The sequence below is a fragment of the Gordonia hankookensis genome (genome assembly GCF_014673215.1).
GTDB classification, from domain to species: Bacteria; Actinomycetota; Actinomycetes; order Mycobacteriales; family Mycobacteriaceae; genus Gordonia; species Gordonia hankookensis.
In genome coordinates this window covers 755,100-781,000 of the sequence record NZ_JACWMS010000001.1, presented here as the reverse complement: position 1 = coordinate 781,000, position 25,901 = coordinate 755,100, and the positions used below count along the sequence as shown (strand labels likewise).

General features: G+C 66.6%; 23 protein-coding genes. 11 read left to right on the top strand and 12 right to left on the bottom strand.

Translation table 11 applies throughout. The features are described 5' to 3' along the window. Positions 1-21: 21 nt before the first annotated feature. Positions 22-1,026 (top strand): LacI family DNA-binding transcriptional regulator, encoded by a 1,005-nt coding sequence (locus tag IDF66_RS03720; RefSeq protein ID WP_190265767.1) that lies wholly within the window; start codon positions 22-24, stop codon positions 1,024-1,026. A gap of 44 nt (positions 1,027-1,070) precedes the next feature. On the opposite strand, the gene IDF66_RS03715 is transcribed toward IDF66_RS03720, so the two are convergent. Further along, the gene (locus tag IDF66_RS03715; RefSeq protein WP_190265766.1) at positions 1,071-2,537 is read right to left on the bottom strand and encodes a sugar porter family MFS transporter; all 1,467 of its coding nucleotides are present in this window, start codon (positions 2,535-2,537) and stop codon (positions 1,071-1,073) included. A gap of 180 nt (positions 2,538-2,717) precedes the next feature. On the opposite strand from IDF66_RS03715, the gene IDF66_RS03710 reads away from it, so the two are divergent. Next, entirely contained in the window at positions 2,718-3,746 is a 1,029-nt protein-coding gene (locus IDF66_RS03710) for a Gfo/Idh/MocA family oxidoreductase (RefSeq protein ID WP_190265765.1), read from the top strand. Between the two features lie 80 nt (positions 3,747-3,826). On the opposite strand, the gene IDF66_RS03705 is transcribed toward IDF66_RS03710, so the two are convergent. The 3 genes from IDF66_RS03705 to iolD all read right to left on the bottom strand — a co-directional run bounded on the left by IDF66_RS03705 (position 3,827) and on the right by iolD (position 8,709). After that, entirely contained in the window at positions 3,827-5,320 is a 1,494-nt protein-coding gene (locus tag IDF66_RS03705) for a CoA-acylating methylmalonate-semialdehyde dehydrogenase (RefSeq protein ID WP_164308777.1), read from the bottom strand. A 336-nt stretch (positions 5,321-5,656) separates the two neighbouring features. Beyond that, positions 5,657-6,715, bottom strand: coding sequence for a Gfo/Idh/MocA family protein (locus IDF66_RS03700; protein ID WP_190265764.1), 1,059 nt, complete (start codon positions 6,713-6,715; stop codon positions 5,657-5,659). A gap of 2 nt (positions 6,716-6,717) precedes the next feature. Next, positions 6,718-8,709: a 3D-(3,5/4)-trihydroxycyclohexane-1,2-dione acylhydrolase (decyclizing) gene (gene iolD / locus IDF66_RS03695; protein WP_190265763.1), complete on the bottom strand. Its 1,992-nt coding sequence runs from the start codon at positions 8,707-8,709 to the stop codon at positions 6,718-6,720. 42 nt (positions 8,710-8,751) lie between these two features. Between iolD and IDF66_RS03690 the strand changes: the two genes are divergently transcribed. Beyond that, entirely contained in the window at positions 8,752-8,961 is a 210-nt protein-coding gene (locus IDF66_RS03690) for a hypothetical protein (protein WP_190265762.1), read from the top strand. A 32-nt stretch (positions 8,962-8,993) separates the two neighbouring features. Here IDF66_RS03690 and iolB read toward each other — a convergent pair whose 3' ends face one another. From iolB to iolC, 3 genes are read right to left on the bottom strand one after another with little or no spacing between them, the layout of a single operon-like run. Then, a complete protein-coding gene (gene iolB / locus IDF66_RS03685) occupies positions 8,994-9,866 on the bottom strand; it encodes a 5-deoxy-glucuronate isomerase (RefSeq protein WP_190265761.1) in 873 nt (290 codons plus the stop codon). A gap of 4 nt (positions 9,867-9,870) precedes the next feature. Then, positions 9,871-10,812 (bottom strand): Cgl0159 family (beta/alpha)8-fold protein, encoded by a 942-nt coding sequence (locus IDF66_RS03680; protein WP_223309104.1) that lies wholly within the window; start codon positions 10,810-10,812, stop codon positions 9,871-9,873. Beyond that, on the bottom strand, positions 10,805-11,797 hold the full coding sequence (gene iolC, locus IDF66_RS03675; protein ID WP_190265760.1) for a 5-dehydro-2-deoxygluconokinase: 993 nt from the start codon (positions 11,795-11,797) through the stop codon (positions 10,805-10,807). Before iolC ends, IDF66_RS03680 begins: the two co-directional genes overlap by 8 nt. 188 nt (positions 11,798-11,985) lie before the next feature. Here iolC and IDF66_RS03670 point away from each other — a divergent pair, with 188 nt between their 5' ends. From IDF66_RS03670 to IDF66_RS03645, 6 genes are all read left to right on the top strand, one after another. Then, a complete protein-coding gene (locus tag IDF66_RS03670; protein ID WP_190265759.1) occupies positions 11,986-13,197 on the top strand; it encodes a Gfo/Idh/MocA family protein in 1,212 nt (403 codons plus the stop codon). A gap of 38 nt (positions 13,198-13,235) precedes the next feature. Beyond that, entirely contained in the window at positions 13,236-14,612 is a 1,377-nt protein-coding gene (locus IDF66_RS03665) for an MFS transporter (protein WP_388000810.1), read from the top strand. A gap of 122 nt (positions 14,613-14,734) precedes the next feature. Further along, positions 14,735-15,760 (top strand): sugar ABC transporter substrate-binding protein, encoded by a 1,026-nt coding sequence (locus IDF66_RS03660; RefSeq protein ID WP_190265758.1) that lies wholly within the window; start codon positions 14,735-14,737, stop codon positions 15,758-15,760. 34 nt (positions 15,761-15,794) lie between these two features. Further along, positions 15,795-16,853: an ABC transporter permease gene (locus tag IDF66_RS03655; protein ID WP_164308783.1), complete on the top strand. Its 1,059-nt coding sequence runs from the start codon at positions 15,795-15,797 to the stop codon at positions 16,851-16,853. A gap of 7 nt (positions 16,854-16,860) precedes the next feature. Further along, on the top strand, positions 16,861-17,673 hold the full coding sequence (locus IDF66_RS03650; RefSeq protein WP_164308784.1) for an ATP-binding cassette domain-containing protein: 813 nt from the start codon (positions 16,861-16,863) through the stop codon (positions 17,671-17,673). A 113-nt stretch (positions 17,674-17,786) separates the two neighbouring features. Further along, positions 17,787-18,968, top strand: coding sequence for a LacI family DNA-binding transcriptional regulator (locus IDF66_RS03645; protein ID WP_190265757.1), 1,182 nt, complete (start codon positions 17,787-17,789; stop codon positions 18,966-18,968). A 16-nt stretch (positions 18,969-18,984) separates the two neighbouring features. Here the strand turns inward: IDF66_RS03645 and IDF66_RS03640 are convergent, their stop codons facing one another. The 5 genes from IDF66_RS03640 to IDF66_RS03620 are packed head-to-tail and all read right to left on the bottom strand — an operon-like array spanning position 18,985 to position 23,936. After that, positions 18,985-19,986, bottom strand: a complete 1,002-nt coding sequence (locus IDF66_RS03640; RefSeq protein WP_317628576.1) for a Gfo/Idh/MocA family protein — start codon at positions 19,984-19,986, stop codon at positions 18,985-18,987. Beyond that, positions 19,983-20,888, bottom strand: coding sequence for a sugar phosphate isomerase/epimerase family protein (locus IDF66_RS03635; RefSeq protein ID WP_190265756.1), 906 nt, complete (start codon positions 20,886-20,888; stop codon positions 19,983-19,985). The genes IDF66_RS03640 and IDF66_RS03635 overlap by 4 nt, the downstream gene beginning before the upstream one ends. Positions 20,889-20,898: 10 nt before the next feature. After that, on the bottom strand, positions 20,899-21,936 hold the full coding sequence (locus IDF66_RS03630; protein ID WP_190265755.1) for a Gfo/Idh/MocA family protein: 1,038 nt from the start codon (positions 21,934-21,936) through the stop codon (positions 20,899-20,901). Then, positions 21,936-22,715 (bottom strand): SDR family oxidoreductase, encoded by a 780-nt coding sequence (locus tag IDF66_RS03625; RefSeq protein ID WP_190265754.1) that lies wholly within the window; start codon positions 22,713-22,715, stop codon positions 21,936-21,938. Before IDF66_RS03625 ends, IDF66_RS03630 begins: the two co-directional genes overlap by 1 nt. An 18-nt stretch (positions 22,716-22,733) precedes the next feature. Continuing rightward, the gene (locus IDF66_RS03620; RefSeq protein ID WP_190265753.1) at positions 22,734-23,936 is read right to left on the bottom strand and encodes a phytanoyl-CoA dioxygenase family protein; all 1,203 of its coding nucleotides are present in this window, start codon (positions 23,934-23,936) and stop codon (positions 22,734-22,736) included. A 143-nt stretch (positions 23,937-24,079) separates the two neighbouring features. Between IDF66_RS03620 and IDF66_RS03615 the strand changes: the two genes are divergently transcribed. Both IDF66_RS03615 and IDF66_RS03610 read left to right on the top strand, forming a co-directional pair. Continuing rightward, on the top strand, positions 24,080-25,099 hold the full coding sequence (locus tag IDF66_RS03615; RefSeq protein ID WP_190265752.1) for a LacI family DNA-binding transcriptional regulator: 1,020 nt from the start codon (positions 24,080-24,082) through the stop codon (positions 25,097-25,099). A 64-nt stretch (positions 25,100-25,163) separates the two neighbouring features. Then, positions 25,164-25,901: a GntR family transcriptional regulator gene (locus IDF66_RS03610; protein ID WP_164308792.1), complete on the top strand. Its 738-nt coding sequence runs from the start codon at positions 25,164-25,166 to the stop codon at positions 25,899-25,901.

Here is a 25,901-nt window from a genome sequence, read left to right as displayed (position 1 = left end):
CACACGGTCAAGGAGGATTCGATGAGTGCGAGACGAGGTGGGCGGGTGACTCTCGCCGACGTCGCGCAGGCCGCCGGGGTGTCGACGGCGCTGGTGTCGATCGTGATGCGCGGAGTGGCCGGTGCGAGCGACGAGACCCGCGAGCGCGTGTTGTCGATCGCCGGCGAGATGGGGTACGTCCCGGATCAACGCGCCCGGAAGTTGCGGCAGGCGTCGTCGCGGCTGTTGGGGGTGACCTTCGAACTCCGTGAGCCGTTCCACGGCGATCTGGTGGAGGAGACCTACCGGGTGGCCGCCGACGTCGACTACGACGTGGTGATCAGCGCGGTCGCGCCCAGTCGCTCTGAGGCTGCCGCCCTCGACACCGTGGTGCGGGAGCGCTGCGAGGCGGTGATCCTGCTGGGTTCCCGCCTGTCCGACGACGCACTCGCCGGACTCGCCGAACGCCTTCCGGTCGTGGTGGTGGCCCGCGACAGCAACGTGCCCGGGGTCGGTCATGTCCGTAGTGACGACACCGCGGGCGTCGGGCTGGCCGTCGACCATCTTGTGGGACTGGGTCATCGGCGGATCGTGCACATCGATGGCGGGGACGCTCCCGGTGCGCCCGACCGTCGTGCGGGGTTCTCGTCGGCGATGGGAGAGCGCGGCCTGTCGTCCGAGGCGTCGATCGTCGCGGGCGGTCTCACGCAGATCGATGGTGCCCGTGCAACGCGTGATCTGGTGGCCGCCGACGAGTCGACCACAGCTGTCGTCGCGTTCAACGACGAGTGCGCCACTGGGGTGATCGATGTGCTCATCCGAACCGGATTACGTGTGCCCGAGGATGTCTCGGTCATCGGCTACGACGACGCGAGGCTCGCATCCCGTGCGCCGGTACCGCTGACGACCGTGTCGCAGGATGCCGGCGAGTTGGCTGCGGATGCGGTCGCGGGTGCGCTGGGGATGATCGACGGCGGCCCCCCGCCTCGGATCGTGCGTCGTCCCCGACTCGTCGTGCGTGCGACCACGGCGCCTGTTCGCCGCTGACCGATGCTGGGGGCCGGTGGATGCGCTCGAGGGTCCTCCGGGGATCAGGCCTCGGCCTTGTCTCGGAGGTGATGTGTGTAGATCGCACCCGTGGTGACGTCGTCCTCGACCTCTTCGAGTGTGCGGCCGCGGGTTTCGGGTGCCTGGGTGTAGATGAACGCGATGGCGAACAGTCCGATCACGCCGAACATGAAGAAGGTTCCGGTGATGCCGACCGCCTCGACGATCGTCGGGAATAACAGACCGAGGAACGCATTGGCCATCCACAGGCAGAACACCGAGATGCCGATGGCCAGGCCACGGATCTGCAGCGGGAAGATCTCCGAAAGCAGTACCCAGGTGGCCACATTGAGGAAGGTCTGCATCGAGCCGACGAACAGGACGATCAGCAGGAGGAGTATCCATGGGCGCAACGAATTGCCTTGTGGCAGTACAACCGACGCGATACCGATGAGAAAGTGGAACATCGTGGTGAGGCTGTAGCCGATGAGCAGGGTGGTGCGCCTGTTCATATGCTGGGCCAGCCACAGGGCGACGACGGAGCCGATCACCGCGATGACCCCGGGGGCGATGTTGGCGATCAGTGCGGCCTTCGATTCGAAACCGGCGTCCTTGAGCACGGATTGGCCGTAGTACATGATCGCGTTGATGCCGGTGAGTTGCTGGAAGACCCCGAGTCCGATACCCACCAACAGGATGCGCCGGACCCACCGGCTGTCGCGAATGGACGACCAGCTGCCCTTGACGCGGTTTTTCTCCATCTCGGCGATCTCGGTGATCATGTCGACCTCGGCCTTGGCGCGCTGCTGCGACCGGATCGTGGACAGGACTTCGGTGGCCTCGCCGACGCGATCCTTGGAGATCAGCCAGCGCGGGGACTCGGGGACGGTCATCATGCCGGCCATGAGGCACATCGCCGGCAGCGCGGCCACGGCGAGCATATAGCGCCACACTCCGTCGTGATCGCCCCACACGTTGCCGATGATCGCGTTGATGATGAATGCCGCGAGCTGGCCGATGACGATCATGAGTTCGTTGCGGCCGGCGAGGGATCCGCGGATCTCATAGGGCGCCAGTTCGGCAAGGTAGACCGGGACGACGGTGGAGGCGCCACCCACCGCGAGGCCGAGGATGACGCGACCGAGGACCATCACACCGAATCCCGGCGCGAACACGCAGGTGACGGTGCCGATCAAGAACAACACGGCCAACGCCATGATCGTCTTGCGCCGTCCGAGGGCGTCGGCGATACGTCCGCCGATCATCGCGCCGAAGGCGGCCGCGAACAGCAGCGAGCTGGTCACCACGCCCTCGGTGAACGCGGTGAGCCCGAGGTCCTCCTTCATCGGCTCCAGTGCGCCGTTGATGACGCCCGTGTCGTAGCCGAAGAGGAGACCGCCGAGCGTCGCGATCAGCGCCACCGCATGCAGGCGACGGCGGAAGGGGCCGTGCCCCAGAGGCGGCAGGGCGACGCGTTCTCGGACCAGTCCCGACTTCTCGGCTGTCGACATGGAGACTCCCTTGGTTGGTGCATTACATCGTCGTGCTCGTGACCCTGGTCACGGTCGGTCTACTTCGATACTGTCATAATGTCCTAACAATGTGTCAAGGGTCTTCGTGGGAATTTCTTGTATATCAGCAGGAAATCGAGCAGCGATCACTCGGTGAGACAGTTTAATTGTCCGTACAAAATGGGAGAAGTGATGCGACTTGGCCTCGTCGGTTACGGAGCGGGCGGACGCCTGTTCCATGCCCCGTACATCCGTGCGGTGCCGGAGATCGAGCTGGTCGGCGTGGTGACCCGCAATCCAGAACGCCGGGGTGAGGTGGCAACGGACCTCCCCGGCGTCGCGGTGTTCGATTCGCTCGGTGATCTACTCGACGCGGGCGTCGACGCCGTGACCATCACGACCCCGCCGGATACCCGTCGGGCATTGGTCCTCGAGGCGGTGGACCGCGGTGTCCACGTGATCGCCGACAAGCCCTTCGCGCCGGATGCCGCCGGTGGACGTGAACTGGCGGCCGCGGCGGACTCGGCGGGGGTGTTGCTCAGCGTCTTCCACAACCGTCGATGGGACACCGATCTCCGGACGTTGTCCGGCGTGCTGGCAGGCCTCGGCACCGCGTGGCGCTGTGAGTCGCGGTTTGATCTGAATGAACCGGGCAGCCTCGACGCCGGGCCGAGCGGTGGCCTGCTCCGCGACCTGGGGGCACATCTCGTCGATCAGATGCTCTGGCTGTTCGGCCCGGTCGAGACGGTCTCCGCTCATCTGGACTGGATCGATCAGCACAGGGGGAGAACCGACTGTGGCTTTTCCGTCTCGATGACGCATGCGAGCGGAGTGTTCTCGACGGTGAGCGCGAGCAAGATCAACCACGTGGCTGCCCGCCAATGGCGCGTGTACGGCGCCGAGGGCAGCTACGTCAGCGACGGCACCGACGTCCAGACCGATCAGATCAAGCAGGGGTTGCGGCCGGTCGACGATCTCGCCACCTGGGGCCATGAGCGTCCGGATCGGCTCGGCGTGCTGTACACCGCGAATGGTGCTCAGACCGTGCCGTCGGCGCAGGGACGGTACGACGAGTTCTACCGGCAGTTCGCAGCGGCGGTGGACCGGCAAGGACCGCAACCGGTTCCGGCTCGCGAGGCGATCGCCACGCTCGAGGTCCTCGACGCAGCGCGGGCCAGTGCGACCGGTGGCGTGACCGTGCGGCTCTGACCGGATCGCGTCAAACACGACGTTGCCGTCCGGCTCGATGGGCGAGCCGGACGGCGACGTCTGTGGGCCGATGCCGTCTCTCAGGCGTTCTGCGGGAAGCCGAGGTTGAGGCCGCCGTGGCTGGGGTCGAGCCAGCGGCTGGTGATGGCCTTGCCGCGGGTGAAGAAGTTGACGCCTTCCATGCCGTGGGCGTGGGTGTCGCCGAACAGCGAGTTCTTCCAGCCGCCGAAGCTGTAGTAGGCCATCGGGACGGGGATGGGCACGTTGATGCCGACCATGCCGACCTCGACCTCGTTCTGGAAGCGGCGTGCCGCGCCGCCGTCGTTGGTGAAGATGGCCGTGCCGTTGCCGTACGGGTTGGAGTTGATCAGTTCGAGCGCTTCGTCGTAGGTGTCGACGCGGACGACCGACAGAACGGGGCCGAAGATCTCGTCGGTGTAGATGCTCATGTCGGTGGTGACATTGTCGATGAGGGTCGGACCGAGCCAGAATCCGTCGGCGGATCCATCCGGCTCGACCTGGCGGCCGTCGACAACGATGGTGGCGCCGTCCTTCTCGCCGGCGTCGACGTAGGACTTGACCTTGTCGCGGTGGGCTCTGGTGACCAGGGGTCCCATGTCGGAGTTCTTGGTGCCATCACCGGTTGTGATGGTGTTGGCGCGTTCGGTGATCTTGGCGACGAGGTCGTCGGCGATCGGTCCGACCGCGACGCAGGCGGAGATGGCCATGCAGCGTTCGCCTGCGGAGCCGAAGCCGGCGTTGACCATGGCGTCGGCGGCGAGGTCGAGATCAGCATCGGGCAGCACGATGGCGTGGTTCTTGGCGCCGCCCAATGCCTGGACGCGTTTGCCCGCGGCGGTCCCGGTGGCGTAGACGTACTGGGCGATCGGTGTGGACCCGACGAAGCTGATCGACTTGATCGCATTGTTGGTGAGCAGCTCGTCGACGGCGAGTTTGTCGCCCTGCAGGACGTTGAACACGCCTTCGGGGAGTCCGGCTTCTCTCCAGAGCTCGGCCAGCCACAGCGATGCCGAGGGGTCCTTCTCCGACGGCTTGAGCACGACGGTGTTGCCGGCGGCGATGGCGATGGGGAAGAACCACATCGGCACCATGGCCGGGAAGTTGAACGGGCTGATGATGCCGATCGGGCCCAGCGGCTGGCGGATCGAGAAGACGTCGACCTTGGTGGAGGCGTTCTCGGTGAATCCGCCCTTCAGCAGATGTGGTATGCCGCAAGCGAACTCGGCGACCTCCTGGCCGCGGCTGATCTCGCCGAGGGCGTCGGAGAGTACCTTGCCGTGTTCGGCCGTGATGATCTCGGCCAACTCGGGTTTGCGGGCCTCGAGCAGTTCGCGGAACCTGAACAGGATCGCGGTGCGTTTGGCCAACGACGTGTCGCGCCACGCCGGAAAGGCCGCGACGGCGGCGTCGATCACCGCACGGGCGTCCTCGGTGTTGGCCAGCGCCACCTCGCCGGTGACCTCGCCGGTGGCCGGATTGGTGACCGGTGCGGAATTGCTGCTGGTGCCGGGATAGGGCTTGTTGTTGACCCAGTGGCCGATGGTTGTGGACATGGTGGTTCTCCTGTTGGGGTTTGTGCGCTGGTCGGCTTTCGAGGTTTGTTGCGGGGTCTCGATACGGTCCTCGCCTGGCGGCTCGGACCTACTCGACCGGCGGTGGGGTGTGGCTCGGACCTACTCGACCGGCGGGTGCTTTCTGGTGGTCGAGTAGCCGCGAACGGAGTGAGTGGCGTATCGAGGCCTACTCGACCGGCGGGTGCTCTTGGTGGTCGAGTGGCCGCGAACGGAGTGAGTGGCGTATCGAGGCCTACTCGATCGGCGGGTGCTCTTGGTGGTCGAGTGGCGGCGAACGGAGTGAGTGGCGTATCGAGACCTACGTGCGCCGCCTGCTCAGGCTCCCGGGATCGACGCCCGGGAAACCATGTCGACCGCCTGACGCTCTCCGGTCTCCAGCGCCCTGACACCTGCGGCACACACGGCTGCGGCGGCGTACCCGTCCCACGCGCCAGGACCGTCGACATTGGTCCCGGCCCGTACCGCGTTGACCCAGCGCTGGATCTCGACGTCGTAGGCGACACCGAAACGCTCGACGAAGGACGGTGTGATGTCACCCGTCGCGATCCCGGCGATCTTGCGGCCGTCGCCCGTGTCGGACTGGACCGGGTTGCGCTGCTTGCGGATCAGACCCTGATCCAAGCCGATGAACGCCGATCCGAGCTCACCGACGAGTTCGGTGCGCACCTCGTAGGCGACGCCGGTCGTGACGAAGCACTCGACGTCGATGTGCCGGCCGGACTCGGTGGTGAAGATCGCGATCTGCGGATCCTTCAGTCCTTGCGGGGCATTCGGGTTCGCACCCGGCGCGATGATCTGCACTGACGTGATTTCCTCGTCGAAGAAGAACCGCGTCGCGTCGACCTCGTGGACGAGGGAGTCCTTGACGATCATCGAGCTGTCGAAGCTGGGTGGTACCGCAGGGTTGCGATGGACGAAGTGCGCCATCAGGGCCTGGCCGAAGGTGCCGTCGTCGATGAGTCCCTTCAGCTGCTCGTACTCATGATCGAAGCGGCGCATGAACCCGACCTGGATCAGCTTGCGGCCCGACTCCGCCTCGCGCTTGACGACCTCGAGCGAGGTGGCGACGTCGGTGGTGAGCGGCTTCTCGCACATGACGGGCTTGCCCGCCTCGAGACATGCGAGCAGCTGCTTCTCGTGCGTCGGACCGGGAGTCGCGAGAATGACCGCGTCGACCTCGGGGTCGGCGATGGCGTCGAGCGGGTCGTTGATCACCCGACAGCCGGGGATGCTCGCTGCCAGCTCCTCGGCCTTTTCCGGGAAGTAGTCGTTGAGCACGGTGACGGTGGCGCCCTTGGTGCGCTCGGTGATGCGAGCGACGTGGTCGGCACCCATCATGCCGACGCCGAGGACGGCGATGCGCAAGTCTTGCATTTCTACTCTCCGTTTGTTGGGTTCAGATATGGACGTTGGACGGCTTTCCACTTCGTGTAGACGTCGTGGGCCTGCTGCGTGGACTGCAGCGTGGAGGTCTCCGACACCGGTACGTCCCACCATGATTCGCTGTCGGGCGCGCCGATCAGCGGATCGGTCTCGACGTGGATCACGGTGGTGCGCTCGGCGGCCTTGGCCGCCTTGATCGCATCGGTGAACTCGGCGGCCGAGGTGGCGCGGATGACGTCGGCGCCGAGCGATGCGGCATTTGCGGCCAGATCGATCGGCAGTGTCGATCCCTCGAGTCGGCCGTTGTCGCCGCGGTAGCGGTAGTTGGTGCCGAAGCGTTGCGAGCCCAGCGATTCCGACAGCGAGCCGATCGATGCGAAACCGTGGTTCTGCACCAGGACGACGATCACCTTGAGATTTTCCTGCACGGCGGTGACCAGTTCGGTCGCCATCATCAGGTAGGAGCCGTCGCCGACCATGACGAAGACGTCGCGGTCCGGGCAGGCCATCTTCACACCGAGTCCGCCTGCGACCTCGTAGCCCATGCACGAGTAGCCGTACTCGACGTGATATCCCTTGGAATCGCGCGTGCGCCAGAGCTTGTGGAGATCACCGGGCATGGAGCCGGCCGCGCAGACCACCACGTCGCGCGGGTCCGAGGTCTCGTTCACCAGTCCGATCACCGCTCCCTGGGTCAGTGCCTCCTCGCCGCTGGCGATGTTGGTGCCGACAACCGTCGGGGAGTAAGCCTCCTCGACGATGGTGTCCCACTCGGCCGCGAGCTCAGAGACCCTCTCGCGGTAGGCGTCGTCGACGGTGTGATCGGCGAGCAGTTCGTCGAGCGCGTCCAGTGATTCGCGCGCGTCGGCGACCACGCTGTAGCCGCTGTGCTTGACCGAATCCAGGGACGCCACATTGATGTTCACGAATCGCACACCGTCACCCGTGAAAGCGGTGCGCGAGGCGGTGGTGAAATCGCTGTAGCGGGTACCGATGCCGATGACCACATCGGCCTCGGCGGCGAGTGCGTTGGCTGCGGTCGTACCGGTGGAACCGATCGCCCCGACGGACTGCGGATGGTCGTAGGCCAGCGATCCCTTGCCGGCCTGACTCTGTCCGACCGGGATTCCGGTGCGTGCGCAGAACGCCGCGAGCGACTCGGTGGCGCCGCTGTAGATGACGCCGCCGCCTGCGACGATGAGCGGACGCTTCGCAGATCGGATGATCTCGGCGGCCTCGGCGATGACGCGGCGCTCGGGCAGTGGCCGGGCAACATGCCAGGTGCGCTCCGCGAAAAGTGATTCCGGCCAGTCGAATGCCTCGGCCTGCACGTCCTGGGGGATCGCGACGGTCGCGGCGCCGGTCTCGACCGGATCGGTCAGCACCCGCATCGCGCCGAGAAGTGCGCCGGGCAGCTGCTCGGGTCGCCACACACGGTCGAAGTAGCGTGAGACGGGTTTGAATGCGTCGTTCACCGTGATGTCGCCCGACGACGGGAGTTCGAGCTCCTGCAGTACCGGAGAGGTGGCCCGGGTGGCGAAGGTGTCCGCAGGCAGGAGAAGGACGGGTATGCGGTTGATGGTGGCCAATGCCGCACCGGTGAGCATGTTGGTCGCGCCGGGGCCGACCGAGGCGGTGACGGCCCACGCCTGCAGGCGGTCCTTCATCCGGGCGTAACCGACCGCGGAGTGGACCATCGCCTGCTCGTTGCGTCCGAGCACGTATTTGAGGGACAGGTCACGACCGTTGTCCACATCGTCGATCTCGTTCTGCAGCAATGCCTGACCGAGACCGGCTACGTTGCCGTGACCGAAGATGCCGAAACACCCGGCGAAGAACTTGGTCCGCTCGCCGTCGCGCTCCACGAACTGATTGGCGAGGAATCGCACCGTCGCCTGGGAGACGGTGAGCCGGACGGTCGGTTCACCGTGAGGGGTCCGCACGCCGGTCACGCCGCCGTCTCGTCCCTGATTGATCGGTGCCACGATTGCTTCTTTCTCGTCGGTGTGGATGTCTGTGGGTGGTGGGTGGATCTCGATACGCCGCCTCGCTGCGCTCGGTGGCTACTCGATCAGCGGTCTGTTCCGCGGATCGAGATCGATCGGCGGTCTGTTCCGCGGATCGAGATCCTTCAGCGGGAGGGAGTCTTCCCGCTGATCGAGATCCATCGGCGGGAGGGGGTCTTCCCGCTGATCGAGATCCATCGGCGGGAGGGGGTCTTCCCGCCGATCGAGTAGCCACGAGCTTGCGAGTGGCGTATCGAGATCCATCAGCGGGACTGCTTCTCGTGCAGCGGGAGTCGCGGATCGATGTCCTGGTGTGCCCAGCTGTCGCGCAACCACGTGTGGTCGGGGTCATCGCAGATCTTCCAGGTGCGTTCGCCCGATCCGGCCATCACGTTCAGGTAGTACATGTGGTAGCCGGGCGCGGCGATCGACGGCCCGTGGTAGCCGTGCGGGACCAGGACGACGTCGCCGCTGCGTACCTCTTCGAGCACCTCGATCGGACGTTCGGGCGTGCCGTATACGCGGTGATAGCCGAACCCCGGCGAACCGTCGGGACCGTCGGCGATCTCGAAGTAGTAGATCTCTTCGAGTTGGGACTCGTTCTCGCTGTTCTCGTCATGCTTGTGAGCGGGGTAACTCGACCAGTTGCCACCAGGGGTGATGACCTCGCAGGCGATGAGAGAGTCGGCCTCGAATGCGTCTGCGGTACCGAAGTTGTGCACCTGCCTGCTGCAATTGCCGGCACCGCGCAGCTCCACCGGGACATCGACTGCAGGCACGTGCCGAAACGGCAGTGTCGTCGCGGCCCTGGCGCCGCAGAGGGCGAAGCGGCCGCCCGGCTCGCTCGTCACCGTGAACTCGGAATCCCGGCCGACGTAGACGAAGTCGCTCGGACCATCGAACACGCTTGCGCGCCCGGCCAGCTCGAAGGAGTGGCCGTCGGAGGTCACCGTCGCCGAGCCGGACAGCGGCACGACGATGATCTCGTCCTCACCGGACCGTCGCGTGATCGTCTCGCCGGCACCGAGTTCGACGACGAACAGGGAGGATTCTGTCCAGCCCGCCGATTCCGGCGTCACATCGACCGTCAGGGGGGCGGTGGCAGACCGCGTCGGGATGTAGTACTTGCTGTTCATCGGCTCACCTCACCAGGTTGACCGCGGTGTCGACCGCGGTGGCCACGTCGTCGTCGCTCGGGTAGAGCAGTGTGCGGCCCACGATCAGACCGCGCACCGATGGGATACGCAGGGCGCGTTCCCAACTCGCGAATGTCTCGTCCGGTGCGGTCTGCGGGTCGCCGCCGAGCAGCAGGGTCGGCAGCGTCGTGGCATCCATCACGCGTTCCATCTCGTCGACCACCGGCAACTTGAGCCAGGTGTAGGCCGACGTCGAACCGAGTCCTTGCACGATGTGCATCGACTTGATCACCGCGTCTGCGGTCAGGTCGTTGCGCACCTTGCCGTCGATCCGTGACGACAGGAACGGCTCGAGCATGGCGATCGATCCACCGGCGGCGAGCTCGTCGACGGCGGCGGCGCACGCGGTCATCATGTTCAGCGTGCCCTCGTCGCCCAGGTCCACCCGGCACAGCATCTTCGCGCCATTGAGGCCGGCATCGATGGTCCAGGCCGCGGTGGCCGAGGTCATCCGATCGTCGAGCTCGAACGACGCACCCGCGAGGCCACCACGGTTCATCGAAGAGAACACGACCTTGTCCTCGAGCGCGCCGAGCAGCAGCAGGTCCTCCAAGATGTCGGAGGTCGCCAACACGCCGTCGACGCCGGGGTTCGCCAGAGCGGTGCGCAGGCGGTCGAGCAGATCGGAACGGCTGTTCATCGCGATCGGGTTCGATCCGACGGCGAGGGCGCCGCGAGCCGGGTGATCGGCGGCGACGATCATCAAGCGGTCGACACCGGTGACCGTCGCGCGTCGGCGCCGTCGGGCCCACGCCTCGGCGATGGCCTGCGGGTGGGTAGCCCGGACCGCGGTGACCTCGGCATAGGTCGAGCACCGCGCCGTCGCGACGCCGTTGCGGTCGGTCACGGCTCCGGGTGGGCCTGCGGGCGTCGCGACCTCAGACATTGATCTTCTCCTCAGTGGTGGTGGCGAGCTCGGCGACCTCGTCGGCGGTGGGCATGGCGGTCGAACACTCGAGTCGGCCGGCCACGATGGCCCCGGCCGCATTGGCGTGGCGCAAGATCTTCTCCAGCGGCCAGCCCGCGAGCAATCCGTGACACAGGCTGCCGCCGAAGCTGTCGCCCGCGCCGAGTCCGTTCACGACGTCGACCGGCATGGGCGCGACTTCGACGGTCTCTGTCCGGCTCTTGCCCAGCACTCCCTTGGGACCCTGCTTGACGATCGCCAGCTCGACACCGAGATCGAGCAACGCATCGGCCGCGGCGTGGGGATCGGTCTCGCCGACTGCGATCTCACACTCCTCGCGATTCCCGACGGCGACCGTGACATGTGACAGCGCGCGACGGACCTGCTCGGTGGCTGCCTGCGGCGTGGACCAGAACATCGGCCGGTAGTCGAGATCCAGAACGGTGAGCGACTGGCGCCCGCGGGCTTCCCACGCCGCGAAGTGGGCGCTGCGCGACGGCTCTTCGGACAGGCCGGTGACCGTCGACCAGTACAGACGCGCGTCGTGGACCGCGGAGGTGTCGATGTCGGCGACCGCGACCTGCAGATCCGGGGCGGTCGGCTTGCGATAGAAGTACAGCGGGAAGTCGTCCGGCGGGAAGATCTCGCAGAAGGTGACGGGAGTGGCGTACTCGTCGTCGATTCCGACGAACCGATTGTCGACCCCCAGGCGAACCAGTTCCGAGCGCACGAACCGTCCGAACGGGTCGTCGCCGACGCCCGATATCAGTGCGCTGCGCTCGCCGAGTCGCGCTGCGGCCACTGTCACGTTCGCCGCACTGCCACCGAGGAACTTGCCGAAGCTGGTGACGTCTTCAAGGCCGACCCCGATCTGCTGCGGGTAGATGTCGACACCACTGCGGCCGATGGCCAGCACATCGAAGTGTGATGTCTCGCCCAGACGGGATTGTTGCTGTGCGGTCACGTACTGCTCCCTGTTCGTGGTCGGTCGGGTGAGGGCCCTCGATGGGACATGCGGGCCGGGACGTCCAGTGCCATCCACTGTGCGTCAGTTCACAAGGCAAAGTCAAGACTTTGTCCTGACATTCTTACCTGGCATAGTGGTGTCCGAGATCACACGGCCCGATCGGGCCCTGTTGAAGGGAACTGGAGATGACAGTGGACACCGCTACCACCGCCGACGCCACCGAACTCGGGGACGCAGGCGTGATCCTGCCTGTCGGCATCATCGGCTTCGGCTGGATGGGTCGCGCCCATGCGCAGGCCTACGCACGGGTTCGTCACCACTATCCGCAGCTGACGCCGGTGCCGAAGCTGATGGTGATCGCCGACGAGGTCGCCGAACGGGCCGCCGATGCCGCCGCTCAATTCGACGTACCGTCCACCGTCGCCGATTGGCACGACGTGGTCGACGACCCGGCGATCGGTGCCGTGAGCGTCACCGCCCCCAACTTCCTTCACCGGGAGATCGGCTGTGCGGTCGCCGGTGCGGGCAAACACCTCTGGATCGAGAAGCCGGTGGGTCTGTCCGCCGACGACGCGCGAGCCGTGGCCACCGCGGCGCGAGCCGCGGGAGTGCGGACGGCGGTCGGTTTCAATTACCGCAACGTGCCGGCTGTCGCGGCGGCCCGCGAGATGATCGCCGCCGGCGGGATCGGCGAGGTGACCCATGCCCGTTTCCGGTTGTTCAGCGATTATGCCGCCCACCCCGACGGTGCCCTGAGCTGGCGTTTCCAGCGTGCACGCGGTGGCAACGGAGTCCTCGGCGACCTCGCGTCGCATGGCGCGGACCTGGTGTGGTTCCTCCTGGGCGACATCGAATCGGTGGTTGCCGACACGGCGATCTTCGTCCCGGAACGACCACGGCCGACCGGTTCGACCTCGGGTCACCAACTCGCATCCGGCGGTGACCGCGGCCCGGTGGAGAACGAGGACTACGTCTCCGCGCAGATGCGGCTGGCCTCGGGCGCGCGATGCGTGCTGGAGGCGAGTCGAGTGTCGGTGGGGGCGCAGAACTCCTACGGCTTCGAGATCCACGGCACCGAGGGCGTCGTGCGTTGGGACTATCGACGCATGGGTGAACTCGAGGTCGGCAACGGTCACGACTATCAGGACCTGGCGGTGGCCACCAGATTCGTGGGACCGGGTGCGGGTGACTACGCCGCGTTCCAGCCCGGCGCCGCCAATCCCATGAGCTACGACGACCTCAAGGTCATCGAGGCAGCCCGATTCTGTGCCTCGGTACGCGACGAGACATGTCACGGCGCGACCATCGACGACGCGGTCCGCAGCGCCCAGGTGCTCGACGCGATGACGACATCGGTCCGTGAGGGCACCTGGGTCTCGCCCGACACGCACGGGTGATCGACCGGTCCGGTCGCCCGTCCCGAGCGTCTCCACCCGTGGAATTCCCTTACGCGCTCGCCTTGCTGGGCGCGGGCGCGCTCTTCATGGAGATTCTCGACGCCACGATCGTCGCCACCGCGCTCCCGGCGATCGCCGCAGATCTCGGGGCCCGGCCGCTCGACGCCGGCATCGTGGTGACCGCCTACCTGATCACCCTGGCCGTGGTGATCCCGTTGTCGGGGTGGGTCGCCGACCGGTTCGGAGTACGTCGGGTGTTCCTCGCCGCGGGTGCGGTGTTCACCATCGCATCCGCGGGATGCGCGCTCGCGCCCGATCTCTCGAGCCTGGTCGCGATGCGCGTCCTGCAGGCGGTTGGCGGCGCGATGATGGTGCCGGTTGGCAGACTCGCCGTGCTGCGCAGCGTCGAGCGCGCCCAGCTCGTCCGCGCCATCGCCTACCTGACGTGGCCGGCCCTGATCGCGCCGGTGGTGGCGCCGCTGATCGGTGGGTTGATCGTGATGCACGCGGACTGGCGGCTCATCTTTGCCATCAACATCCCGATCGGGGCGGCCGGACTGGTGGCCGCGGCCGTCTGGTGCCGGCCGACGGAGACCGACGTGGGTCGTCGACCTCTCGATCTGCTCGGGGTCGCATCGACGACGCTGGCGGTCGGCGCCGCGATGGTGGCCGCGCACGAGGTCTCGTCCGACTCTCCGCGGTGGACGGTGGTCTCGGCGGGTGTCGGCGGCGCCGCGATCCTCGGTACGGCCGCGGTGCGGCGAATGCGGACCTCGCCGCATCCGCTGCTCGATCTCCGGGTGCTGCATGTGTCGTCGTTCGCGTTCGTGGTGGGCTTCGGAACCGTGTACCGGATGGCGATCAGCGCCGTCCCCTTCCTGTTGCCGCTGATGTTCCAGCTGCAGTTCGGGTGGACGCCGGTCGCCGCGGGCGCCATGGTGACAGCGCTGTTCGCCGGGAATGTCGTCGTCAAACCGCTCACGACACCGATCATGCGGCGGTGGGGCATCCGGCGGGTCCTGCTGATCGACCTGCTGATGTCGGTCGTCGCGTTCGTCGGTCTCGCGGTGCTGGGGGAGGCGACGTCGGCCGTGTTGATCGCGGCGGTACTGGTGATTTCGGGCGCCCTGCGCTCGGTCGGCTTCTCGGCGTACAACACGCTGGCCTTCGCCGATGTCGACGCAGATGAGCTCAGTGACGCCAATGCCGTGCACGCGGCGGTCCAGGAGTTGGGTGCCGCGTTCGGGGTCGCTCTCGGGGCCGTTGCGGTGTCTGCGTTCGCGGTCGCCGACGGGCTGCCGGCGGGCGCGTACTCGGCCGCCTTCCTCTTGCTGGCCATGGTGATGGTGGTGTGCGTGCTCGGCGTCCTGCGGCTGCCCTCCGGGGCGGGCGCACGAGCCGTCGGGCCGCGATGAATTCTCTTCTTCAGATCAGAATGTCTTTACAAAGTCTTGACAGCAGCCATGTGACGGGTATTACATCATGACCAGGGGAGTGCTCCTTCGAACACTCTGCATAGCGAAGGGAAGAGACAACGATGGATTCCACGGAAGGTCGCCGGATCGGCCGGCCGCGTCGGCTGATCGCAATCGCCGCCGCCCTGTCGTCCGCGGTGCTGATCGTCGCGGGTTGTTCCAGCACCGGCGGTGCCCCGGACGACAACGACAACGGGGGCGGTGGCGCGGGCAATGCCGGCACGCCGACCAAGACCATCGCCATGATCACCCATGAGGTCCCGGGTGACTCGTTCTGGGATCTGATCCGCAAGGGCGCCGAAATGGCCGCCAAGAAGGACAACATCAAGCTCCAGTACTCCGCTGATCCCGAGGCGCCGAACCAGGCGAACCTGGTGCAGACGGCGATCGACAGCAAGGTCGACGGCATCGCCCTGACGCTGGCCAAGCCGGACGCGATGGCCCCGGCCGTGAAGAAGGCAATCGACGCAGGCATCCCGGTGGTCGCGTTCAACTCCGGCTACGACGACTGGAAGGCGATGGGCGTCCAGCAGTACTTCGGTCAGGACGAGACCCTCGCAGGCAAGACGGCGGGCGAGCGCCTCGCGAAGGAGGGGCGCAAAAAGGTCCTGTGCGTCATCCAGGAGCAGGGACAGGTGGCCCTCGAATCCCGCTGTGCGGGTGTCAAGCAGGGCTTCACCGGCGGCGGCTTCGAGATCCTCAACGTCAACAGCAAGGACATGCCGTCCGTCGAGGCGACGATGACCGCGAAGTTGCAGCAGGATCCGTCCATCGACACGGTCGTGACCCTCGGCGCACCGATCGCGCAGACTGCCGTCCAGTCCAAGGGCAACGCCGGCTCCGACGCCCAGATCGTCACCTTCGACACCAACGCCGCCCTGGTACCTCTCATCCAGAACGGTGACGTGCAGTGGGCCGTCGACCAGCAGCCGTATCTGCAGGGCTACGAAGCGATCGACTCGCTGTGGCTCTATCTGACCAACGGGAACACCATCGGCGGTGGTGAAGCTGTGCTCACCGGTCCTGCCTTCATCGACAAGTCGAACATCGACAAGGTCGCCGAGTACGCCAAGGGCGGCACTCGCTGACGCGGGTCCCGCCACAGGAACCACGAGGAATCCGATGAGTACACAAACTGATCTCGACCTGTCAACGCACAAGGTCGTCACCGATGAACGGGTGAAGCGGCAGAAGCCGTGGCAGCGATTGCTGGTTCGGCCGGAGATCGGCGCCCTGTTCGGCGCGGTCGCGATCTTCATCTTCTTCTGCATCGTCGCCGCGCCGTTCCGGACGCCGGAGGCGTTGGCCACCATCCTGTATGCGAGCTCGACGATCGGCATCATGGCCTGCGGTGTCGCGGTCCTGATGATCGGTGGAGAGTTCGACCTCTCGACCGGTGTCGCCGTGACGTTCTCGTCGCTCGCGGCCTCGATGCTGGCCTACAACCTGCACCTCAACGTCTGGCTCGGAGCAGTCCTCGCCCTCGTGCTGGCGCTCGCCGTCGGATTCTTCAACGGCTACCTGGTGATGAAGACGAAGATCCCGTCGTTCCTCATCACGCTGTCGACGTTCCTGATGCTGACCGGTATCAACCTCGCGGTGACCAAGCTGGTCACCGGGCAGGTCGCCACGCCGTCCATCTCGGACATGCAGGGCTTCGATTCAGCGCAGAAGGTGTTCGCCTCCTCGTTCACTCTCTTCGGGGTGTCGGTACGCATCACCGTCGTCTGGTGGATTCTGTTCACGCTGGTGGCGACCTGGGTCCTGATGCGCACCCGCGTGGGCAACTGGATCTTCGCCGTCGGTGGCGGCCAGGACTCGGCACGGGCCGTCGGTGTGCCGGTCACCAAGGTCAAGATCGGCATGTTCATGTTCGTCGGGTTCTGCGCCTGGTTCGTCGGCATGCACCTGCTGTTCGCCTTCGACACGGTGCAGTCCGGGCAGGGTGTGGGCAATGAGTTCTTCTACATCATCGCCGCGGTGGTGGGCGGCTGCCTGCTCACCGGCGGGTACGGAACCGCCGTCGGCGCGGCCATCGGTGCCTTCATCTTCGGCATGGTGAACCAGGGCATCGTCTACGCGGGCTGGAATCCCGACTGGTTCAAGTTCTTCATGGGCGCGATGCTGCTCTTCGCGGTGATCGCCAACAACAGCTTCCGCAACTACGCGGCCAAGAGGTGAGCAGACTATGAGTTCAGCAATCGAGACGCGACCCGAATCGGAATCCAGCGGCGGCAAGGTGCCACTGATCGAGCTGCGCAACGTCGGCAAATCCTACGGCGCGATCATCGCGCTCAAGGACATCAGTCTGCGGGTCAACGCGGGCGAGGTGACCTGCGTGCTCGGCGACAACGGCGCAGGCAAGTCCACCCTGATCAAGATCATGGCCGGCCTGCATCAGCAGACCGAAGGTGAACTGCTCATCGACGGCGAGGAGACGAGGCTCGAATCTCCCAAGCACGCCCTCGAGACCGGTATCGCCACCGTGTACCAGGACCTCGCGGTCGTCGGTCTGATGCCGGTGTGGCGCAACTTCTTCCTCGGTCAGGAGCTGCGCAAGGGGCCGTTCCGGATGCTCGACATCCAGGCGATGCGGGCGACCACCAAGGAAGAGCTGTACAAGATGGGCATCGACCTGCCCGACGTGGACGCACCGATCGGTTCACTCTCGGGCGGTCAGCGTCAGTGCGTCGCGATCTCGCGAGCGATCTACTTTGGCGCCCGCGTGCTGATCCTCGACGAGCCGACCGCAGCCCTGGGCGTCAAGCAGTCGGGCACGGTGCTGCGGTACATCTCGGCAGCGCGCGATCAGGGTTTCGGCGTCGTCTTCATCACGCACAATCCGCATCACGCGCACATGGTCGGCGACCACTTCGTGTTGCTCAACCGCGGGCGCCAGAAGCTGGACTGCACCTACGACGAGATCACCCTCGACGAGCTCACCCAGCAGATGGCCGGCGGCGACGAACTCGACACGTTGAGTCACGAACTGCGTCGCTGACACGAGTCCGATGTGATCCCGCCCGGCCCATCCGTGGACCGGGCGGGATCGCGTTTCCACCACATTCCGGTGAACGGTCGGGATACGTTGTGAGGCAGGAGAAAGGACCGGTCATGGTTCAGGGGGACAAGTCGGGCGGGTACCAGCGTCTGGTCGGGGTGGTGTTCGGTGCGTCGAGCCCGTTCGAGGCGGATCTGGTCGCCGAACTGTATGCGGCGGCGGACCTGGTCGGCTACCGGTTGTCGCTGGCACTGCACGGCGCGAAACGGACGCGGACACGTGCGGTGGCGGATCTCGCCGATCAGGGGTGTGCGGCGATCGTCGTCGTGGGCGCCGAACACGGCGATCGATTCGTGTGCGACGTGCCGATCGTCGTGGTCGGTGAACGGATCCCGGATCTCATCGCCGTGACCGTCGGAACCGACGAATGGCGTGGTGCGCAGATGGCGGTCCAGCATCTGATCGACCTCGGGCACACCGCGATCGTCCATATCGAAGGCGGCGACCATCCCTGCGCTGCCGAGCGCCTGCGTGGATACCTCGGCGCGATGACCGCAGCCGGATTCCGTGACGAATGCCGGACCCTGGTCGGCGACTACACCGAGGAGGCCGGAGCGCTGGCAGCCGAGCGGCTGCTCGCCGAGGGAAACCTGCCGACCGCGGTTTTCCTGGCCAACGACCGGATGGCCGTCGGATTCATCGACGTCATGCGACACAACGGTATTCGTGTCCCCGACGACCTGTCCGTGGTCGGCTACGACGACGGCCCGCACATGGTGCTCGGGCATGTGAACCTCACGACGATCCGCCAGGACGTGGCGGGACTTGGCAACGCCGCCGTGGACGCGGTCGCGTCGCTCGTCGGAGATTCCGGGCGCCCCCCGAACACGGGCGGACTCGGGTTCTACGGGGCGATCGCGCTGGAGCCGGAGTTGATGGTGCGCGGGACGACGGCATCACCCGCCGGGATGGATCCCGATCTCGTGGATGCCGGCCGCGAACGCGTCCGCTGGGGGCTGTTGGCGGACACCTGCGACGACGCGTTGGTTCGCGAGCTGGGTACACCGGGCGTGGTCTCGGGCCCGATCGAGGTCGTCGCGAGCGCGTCCACCGCCGTCGCGTGGGAGATCGCCGACCGGCTGGGCATCCTGGTCAGCTACGGGCTCTACGAAGACCTCATCGACGACCCGGAGATCGATGCGATCTACATCGCGCTACCCGTCGATGCCCAGGAGGTCTGGACGATCAAGGCGCGCGAGGCCGGCAAGCTCGTGCGGGGTGTCGCCATCGACTAGCGCTCCGGTCTCGACGTCACCGCGGATCGAGACCGACTGCGCGATAGGCGTCGTCGAGATACCGCATGTTCTCGACGGCGTCGTCGAGACCGATGGGTAGCGCGGTGCCGTGCGCGATCGCGATCGCCAACGCCTCGAGCTGGTAGGTGTATGTCGAGCGGGTGCCGAGGTGTTCGACGGCGACCGTCCCACCCGACGACGACACGATGGTCAGACGGTCGTCGCGGCTGGGGGCGAGGTAGTCGTGCAGATACAGACTCCCGTCGTCGCCGACGATCCGGAGGCTGAACACGTACTCGCCCGCGACCATGGAGATCGCATGGGTTCCGCTCGCGCCGTTGGGATATCGGATGTCCAGAACCGCGGATTCGTCGATCTGAGGTCCGCGGAGCACCGCTCGTCCGCCCGCGACCTCCGGTGCCCCACCGCACCAGGCGCCCAAGACGCGCGAGACGTGCAGTGAGTAGCAGCCGAGGTCCATCAACGCGCCGCCCGCGAGTTCGTAGGACCACCGCGGATCCCCGTCGCCGGGGGAGGGCATCGCCATCACCACCTCCACGTGACGCACCGCGCCGATCGACCCGCTGTCGAGCAGCTCGAAGGTCCGCGCCATGAGCGGATGGAAGAGGTAGTGGAATCCCTCGAGGATCGGAACGCCTGCGGCCCGGGCAGCTGCGGCGACCTGCCTCGCCTCGGATGCGTTACGTGCGAAGGGCTTCTCGGACAGAACCGGTTTGCCTGCATGTACCGCGGCGAGGTTCCACGGTCCGTGCAACGCGTTTGCCAGCGGGTTGTAGACGACGTCGACCTCGGGATCGTCGATCACATCCTGGTACGTGTCGAGGACGCGCTCCACGCCGTACTTGCCCGCGAACGCCTCCGCCCGGCCGCGGTCACGCGCGGCCACCGCGACCAGGCGATGGCCCAACGCGTGTGCCGGGCCGACGATCGCCGACTCGGCGATACGGGACGCGCCGAGCACCCCGATCCGCAGTGGGCGGGCCGATGCGGCGCTCACACCCGCACCGGCCGCTGAGCAACCTTGCGCAGAAACGACATCGACACCGCGACGTTGCCTGCGGCGGCGTCGCCGTCGGACTCGTCGGCGAGAATCGTGTCCTGCTCGAGGACATACCAGCCGTCGAACCCGGCGTCGACGAGAGTGCTCACCACACGCGCGATACGCGCCTCCCCGGCGCCGAGCGGCACATACATGCCCTGGGCCACCGCGTCGGTGTAGGTGACCTCACCGCGCTGCACCTGTTCGGCGAGCTCGACCCGGACGTCCTTGAGGTGCGCGTGTGTGATGCGGTCAGTGAACGCCTCGGTGAGCTCGAGCGGGTCGGTACCGCCGATCAACAGATGGCCGGTGTCGAGGCACAGGCCGATCGTCGAGTTCTCGAGCACGCGGTAGACCTCGTCGCGCTTCTCGATCATCGTGCCCACGTGCGGATGCAGGGCGGCGGTGACACCGCGCTCGGTCGCCAGGTCGCCGAGGCGATCGAGGTTGGCGAGCAACGTGGTCCACTCCTCCTCGGACAGATCCGGCCGATCGTCGTAGCCGTCCACACCGGTCGCGGCGGCGAGGACGAGGACGTCGCCGCCGGAGGTTTCGAGCCGGTCGAGGACCTCGTTCACCGCCGGGGCCGGATCGTGGTCGGACTTGTGCAGGACGACCGGCACGAACGATCCGACGCAGCGGAGGTCGTAGGAGGCCAGGGTGTCCCGCAACTCTGCGGGGGAGGTGGGCAGGAACCCCTCGGGGCCGGTTTCGGCGGCGGTGACGCCGAGTTCGCGCATCTCGCCGAGAACCCGCTCGGGGCTGAGCTGGTGTCCCCATCCGGGGACCTCGCAGACTCCCCAGGAGATGGGCGCGGCGGCGATACGAAGTCTTCCGCTGGTCGTGTCGGCGCTGGTCATGTCGGGGTCCTCACTGTCGTTGTGCGGTAACGTGATGCGCCCGTACCTCATCGGTGCGGACCGGTCGGTGGGCGGTGGCCGATCGGGTGGCCGCCTCGGCGATCACCGCGACCTCGAGAGCGTCGCGGGCAGTGCACAGCGCGGGCGACCCGTCACCGGCGACGGTGTCGCAGAATGCGGTCAGCTCGGCGCGGTAGGCGGCGGCGAACCGGTCCATGAAGAATGCGTGCGGGGTACCGCCGGGAAAGCCGCAGCCCGGCTGGAGGTTCCGGGCGGGGGTGCCGTCATCCCAGCCGGCGACGACGGAATCGGTGCTGCCGTGCACCTCGAGTCGGCAGTCGTAGCCGCGGCCGTTGTAGCGGGTCACCGACACCACACCGATGGTGCCGGATGCGAAGGTCAGCAGGACCGACGCGGAGTCGACGTCGCCGACCTCCGCGAAATGCGGGTCGCCCTGGTTGCCGCCCGCGGCGTACACCTCGACCACCTCGTCGTCGAGAAGCCAACGTAGCGTGTCGAAATCATGCACCGCGCAGTCGCGGAAGATGCCGCCCGAGGCCGCGATGTAGTCACGTGGCGGCGGCGCCGGGTCGAGGGTGGTCGATCGCGCGGTGGTGATGAAACCGAGGTCGCCGGCCGCCACCGAAGCACGTGCCGCGGCCATGGCCGGATCGAACCGTCGGTTGTACCCGATGTGCACCGGTACCCCGGAGTCGGCGACGCGGTGAACCACTTCGGCAGAATCCTTGACCGACAAAGCGATCGGTTTCTCGCACAGCGTCGGAACTCCGGCGGCGACGGCCTTGTCGATCAGTGCGGCGTGCGTCGGCGTGGCGCTGGCGATGACCACCGCGTCGACTCCGGCGCTCAACAGTGTGTCGGCGTCGGAAACCGCTCGGGCAGTGCTGAGCCGGGCAGTGGTCGCGTCGATGGCGGCCGGGTGGGCGTCGGTGACCACGAGGTCCTCGACAGTGGGTAGGGCGGCGAGTGTGTCGGCATGGAATCCGCCGATCCGCCCGAGGCCGATGACCCCGATTGTCAGTCCCATCAGTCGAATCCACCCATCACCATCTGGTCCCAGTCGATGACCGATCCGGTCACCACCCCGCTGCGGTCGGACAGCAGGAACACGACGAAGTCGGCGATCTCGTCGGGCTGGCCGAGTCTGCCCATCGGCACCGAAGCGTTGGCCTGGTCGATCCAGGTGTCGTCGGCGCCGTGGAATCGCTTCTGGACGTCGGCCTCACCCTCGGTTTCGCTCCACCCGATGTTGAGCCCGTTGATCCGGATGCGATCCCAGCGGTGCGCGTGCGCGGCGTTCTTGGTCAATCCGACCAGTCCTGCCTTCGACGCCGAATACGGGGCCAGGTACGCCTGCCCACCGTAGGACGACATGGTGATGATGTTGACGATGCTGCCCGGTGCATTGCGGCCGATCATGTCGCTCACCGCTGCCTGCATGGTGAAGAACGGAGCGCGCATGTTGATCGCGATGTGGCTGTCGAACAGCTCCGGGGTGGTGGCGAGCAGGCTGCCCCGAGTGGTGGTACCTGCGGCGTTCACCAGGCAGTCGATGCGGCCGAACTCGGCGATCGTCGCGGCCACGCTCTCGGTGGCCGCCGCCGGATCGGACAGGTCGGCCTGGACGAAGACGACCGGGCGGCCATCGAATTCGGCAGCCAGCTGTTTGCCCTTCTCGGCGTTGCGCCCGCTGAACGCGACCCGGGCTCCCGCCTCGGCGGCAGCACGGACGATTGCCGCGCCGATGCCTTGTGTTCCGCCGCTGACCAACAGCACTTTGTCGGTCAGAACCGATGGGGTTGTCATCGTGGAAGTCCTTTCGGCTCAGGCCGTGTGGCGGGCGTCGAGTTCGGCGAGTTCACGCTCGAACCGGTCGACATCGAATCGGCCTGCGATTGCCCGCGCCACGAGTTCGGCCTGTGTCTCGCCGGTCAGTCCGGTGATCGGCTGGTCGATGTCGAGGTTTGTCGGGAAGGCATATCCCTCGGCCGACGACGCGATCACGTTCCGCACCGCATTCGTGTCGCCATGCTCGGCGAGGCGAAGCAGTGTCGGGTAGAGCGCGCGCACCACGGCGCTGCGGTCGACCGCGTCCATGGCACGACCGAACGCCGATGACACTTGAAGCAGGTTGGCCATGCGCTTGATGTCGGCGGACGTGTTCTGCCCCGCGGCATGGAACAACGCGGGATTGAAGAACACCGCGTCACCGGCACGCAATGGCAACTGGACGTAGTTCTTCTCGAAGTGCGCACGGAACTCCGGCAGGTTGAAGGCGAGGTAACCGGCCTCGTAGAGCTGCGAAAAGGGCAGATACATCGTCGGGCCGGACTCGATCGGCATGTCCACGTGGGCGATGGCACCCTGCAGCGTCAGGGCAGGCGACACACGATGGGTGTGCGCCCGGAACCGGGCTGCGGTGCTGGTGCTCATGAAGCCGAGGTGGTAGTCGCGATGTGGGTTCTGGGCCGTGCCGCCCGGGTTGACCACGTTGGGCTGTGACGTCACCTGATACATCGGGCCGAGCCAGGCCTCGCTGACGAGTGCGAGCACGTCGTTGGCGTAGTAGCGGGCAAAGAGTTCGGGAGATCGCAGCGCGACCTTCTGCACTCCGTTCCAGATCCGATCGTTTGCGCCGGGCTTGGCGAAATGATCGCCACCGACGGTGCCGGAGGCCTTCTGGTCGGCGATGATCTCGCCGAACAGCGTGGTCATCTCGGTGAGTCCGTGACGCTCGTCGAAGGCGCCGGAGAAGACGACGATGCCGGGCCCGTTGAGCAGTGCATCGGCCAACTCGTCGGCGAGCGCCTCGCGGACCTCACCGGTCGCCGAGGCGACGGAGGCCGAGTCGTAGAAGAGCACACCGCGATCGGTGGAGTCGGCGTGCGGATAGTCGGTGAGGTCGGTGGCCCGCTGAGTGAGTGCGACGAATTCCTCCAGATCGCACTCGGCCTCGGTGATCCGGTTGGCCCGGCTCCGGTCGGTGTCGCGGACGGCGGTGGCGGGGCTGGCGCTGCGCAGTGTCATGTGCGTGCGCTCCTCTCGGGACGAAGGTCGGTGGTGCGAGATCGGGCCCTCGGCGATTCCGCCGTGATCACTTGACCAGAATGGCAAGATCTTATTGTCCGGACAAGAGCAGTTATCCATCAAGAATCCCTCAGGAGTGTTCCGTGCCACATCGATATCCGGTCCGGGAGATCGCCAGGCAGGCGGGGGTGAGCGAGGCGACCGTCGATCGTGTGCTCCACGGGCGGCCCGGTGTGCGTGAGGGAACCGTGTTGCAGGTCGAACAGGCCATCACAGACCTCGATCGGCAGCGCACCCAGTTGCGACTGTCCGGGCGCAGATTTCTGATCGACCTGGTGATGGAGACCCCGCGCCAGTTCTCCGGATTGGTCCGGGAGGCGATGGAACAGGAGTTCCCGGGCCTGCGGCCCGCGGTGATGCGGGCGCGCTATCACCTCAGGGAGACCTGGGCGACCGACGACCTCATCGCCCAGCTCGATGCGATCGGCAGGCAGGGCAGTCATGCGGTGGTGCTGAAGGCGCCGGACACACCCGAGGTCGCGGCGGCGATCGGTCGGCTCACCGCCGCCCGCGTACCGGTGATCACGCTGGTGACCGATGTGCCCATGAGCACGCGGATCGCTTATGTCGGGATGGACAACCGTGCCGCCGGTGCGACGGCGGGATATCTGATGTGCCAATGGCTCCGTCATGTCCACGCAGACGTGTTGGTGATCACCAGCAGTGCGATGTTCCGCGGCGAGGAAGAACGCGAGATGGGATTCCGGTCGGCCATGCGTGCCCATGATCCCGGCCGTCGAGTCATCGAGGTGTCGGATTCCGACGGCCTCGACGCGACCTGCGGGACGCTCACCGCCCGCGCCCTGCGCGACTTCCCGGACATCGGCGCGGTCTACTCGATCGGCGGCGGCAACCGGGGCATCGTCGCGGCGTTCGCTGCCGCCGACCGGACCTGCGAGGCGTTCATCGGACACGACCTCGGTGACGCCAACCGGGCACTGCTGCGCAGTGGGCACCTGACCGCGGTGTTACACCACGACCTGCGCGCCGACATGCGGCAGGTGGCGCAGTCGGTGATGCGGTTCCACGGCGCGTTACCCGGCGATCAACCGCCGCGGGTGTCCGGTATCCAGGTCATCACCCCGCACAATCTGCCCGACTGATCTCCTCATATCGATTCTTGTCAAGACATATTAATGTCCATGTCACTGGTGTTAATGTGTCGAGGTGATCACGCCCATCCCGGTGGAACTCGATCGGTCGACCCCGGTTCCGCTCTACCATCAGCTCGCGCAGGCCATCGAGGCCGCGATCGTGCGAGGTGACCTCACGCCCGGTGATCGGCTGGAGAACGAACTCGACATGGCGAGTCGGCTCAAATTGTCCCGCCCCACGATTCGGCAGGCGATCCAGGAATTGGTCGACAAGGGTGTGGTCGTCCGCAAGCGTGGCGTGGGAACGCAGGTGGTGCAGAACCCGGTCCACCGGTCGGTGGAGTTGACCAGTCTGTACGACGACCTGACCACGGCGGGAATGCATCCGACGACACAATTGCTGGAGTATCGGATCGGGGTGCCCGACGACGACCTGCGCACCGAACTCGGGATGGCGGTTGGCGCGGAGGCGGTCACGGTCAAGAGGTTGCGTAGTGCCGGGGGAGACCCGTTGGCGCTGATGATCAATCACCTGCCCGCCGACATCTGCCCGCCGGCCGGTGAGCTCGAGAACGGTGGCCTCTACAAGGGGCTGCGCGGACGTGGCGTGCACATTCGCCTCGCCCGGCAGCGGATCGGGGCCAAGGCAGCCGATGCCGACGAGGCCGCTCTGCTCGGCGACGAGGTCGGTGCGCCCTTGCTGACCATGCAGCGCACGGCATTCGACGATGCCGGGCGGGTCGTCGAGGTCGGGCGGCACGCCTACCGTGCCGATCGCTACTTCTTCGAGACAACCGTCGTCGACCGCTGA

What these genes read in the sequence shown, in the direction of transcription:
- IDF66_RS03670 (WP_190265759.1), top strand. Translation starts at nt 11,986, where the DNA reads ATGACAGTGGACACCGCTACCACCGCCGACGCCACCGAACTCGGGGAC.
- IDF66_RS03680 (WP_223309104.1), bottom strand. Translation starts at nt 10,812, where the DNA reads ATGTCTGAGGTCGCGACGCCCGCAGGCCCACCCGGAGCCGTGACCGAC.
- IDF66_RS03650 (WP_164308784.1), top strand. Translation starts at nt 16,861, where the DNA reads ATGAGTTCAGCAATCGAGACGCGACCCGAATCGGAATCCAGCGGCGGC.
- IDF66_RS03620 (WP_190265753.1), bottom strand. Translation starts at nt 23,936, where the DNA reads ATGACACTGCGCAGCGCCAGCCCCGCCACCGCCGTCCGCGACACCGAC.
- IDF66_RS03630 (WP_190265755.1), bottom strand. Translation starts at nt 21,936, where the DNA reads ATGGGACTGACAATCGGGGTCATCGGCCTCGGGCGGATCGGCGGATTC.
- IDF66_RS03720 (WP_190265767.1), top strand. Translation starts at nt 22, where the DNA reads ATGAGTGCGAGACGAGGTGGGCGGGTGACTCTCGCCGACGTCGCGCAG.
- IDF66_RS03625 (WP_190265754.1), bottom strand. Translation starts at nt 22,715, where the DNA reads ATGACAACCCCATCGGTTCTGACCGACAAAGTGCTGTTGGTCAGCGGC.
- IDF66_RS03645 (WP_190265757.1), top strand. Translation starts at nt 17,787, where the DNA reads ATGGTTCAGGGGGACAAGTCGGGCGGGTACCAGCGTCTGGTCGGGGTG.
- IDF66_RS03715 (WP_190265766.1), bottom strand. Translation starts at nt 2,537, where the DNA reads ATGTCGACAGCCGAGAAGTCGGGACTGGTCCGAGAACGCGTCGCCCTG.
- iolB (WP_190265761.1), bottom strand. Translation starts at nt 9,866, where the DNA reads ATGAACAGCAAGTACTACATCCCGACGCGGTCTGCCACCGCCCCCCTG.
- IDF66_RS03700 (WP_190265764.1), bottom strand. Translation starts at nt 6,715, where the DNA reads ATGCAAGACTTGCGCATCGCCGTCCTCGGCGTCGGCATGATGGGTGCC.
- IDF66_RS03705 (WP_164308777.1), bottom strand. Translation starts at nt 5,320, where the DNA reads ATGTCCACAACCATCGGCCACTGGGTCAACAACAAGCCCTATCCCGGC.
- IDF66_RS03655 (WP_164308783.1), top strand. Translation starts at nt 15,795, where the DNA reads ATGAGTACACAAACTGATCTCGACCTGTCAACGCACAAGGTCGTCACC.
- IDF66_RS03660 (WP_190265758.1), top strand. Translation starts at nt 14,735, where the DNA reads ATGGATTCCACGGAAGGTCGCCGGATCGGCCGGCCGCGTCGGCTGATC.
- IDF66_RS03710 (WP_190265765.1), top strand. Translation starts at nt 2,718, where the DNA reads ATGGGAGAAGTGATGCGACTTGGCCTCGTCGGTTACGGAGCGGGCGGA.
- IDF66_RS03635 (WP_190265756.1), bottom strand. Translation starts at nt 20,888, where the DNA reads ATGACCAGCGCCGACACGACCAGCGGAAGACTTCGTATCGCCGCCGCG.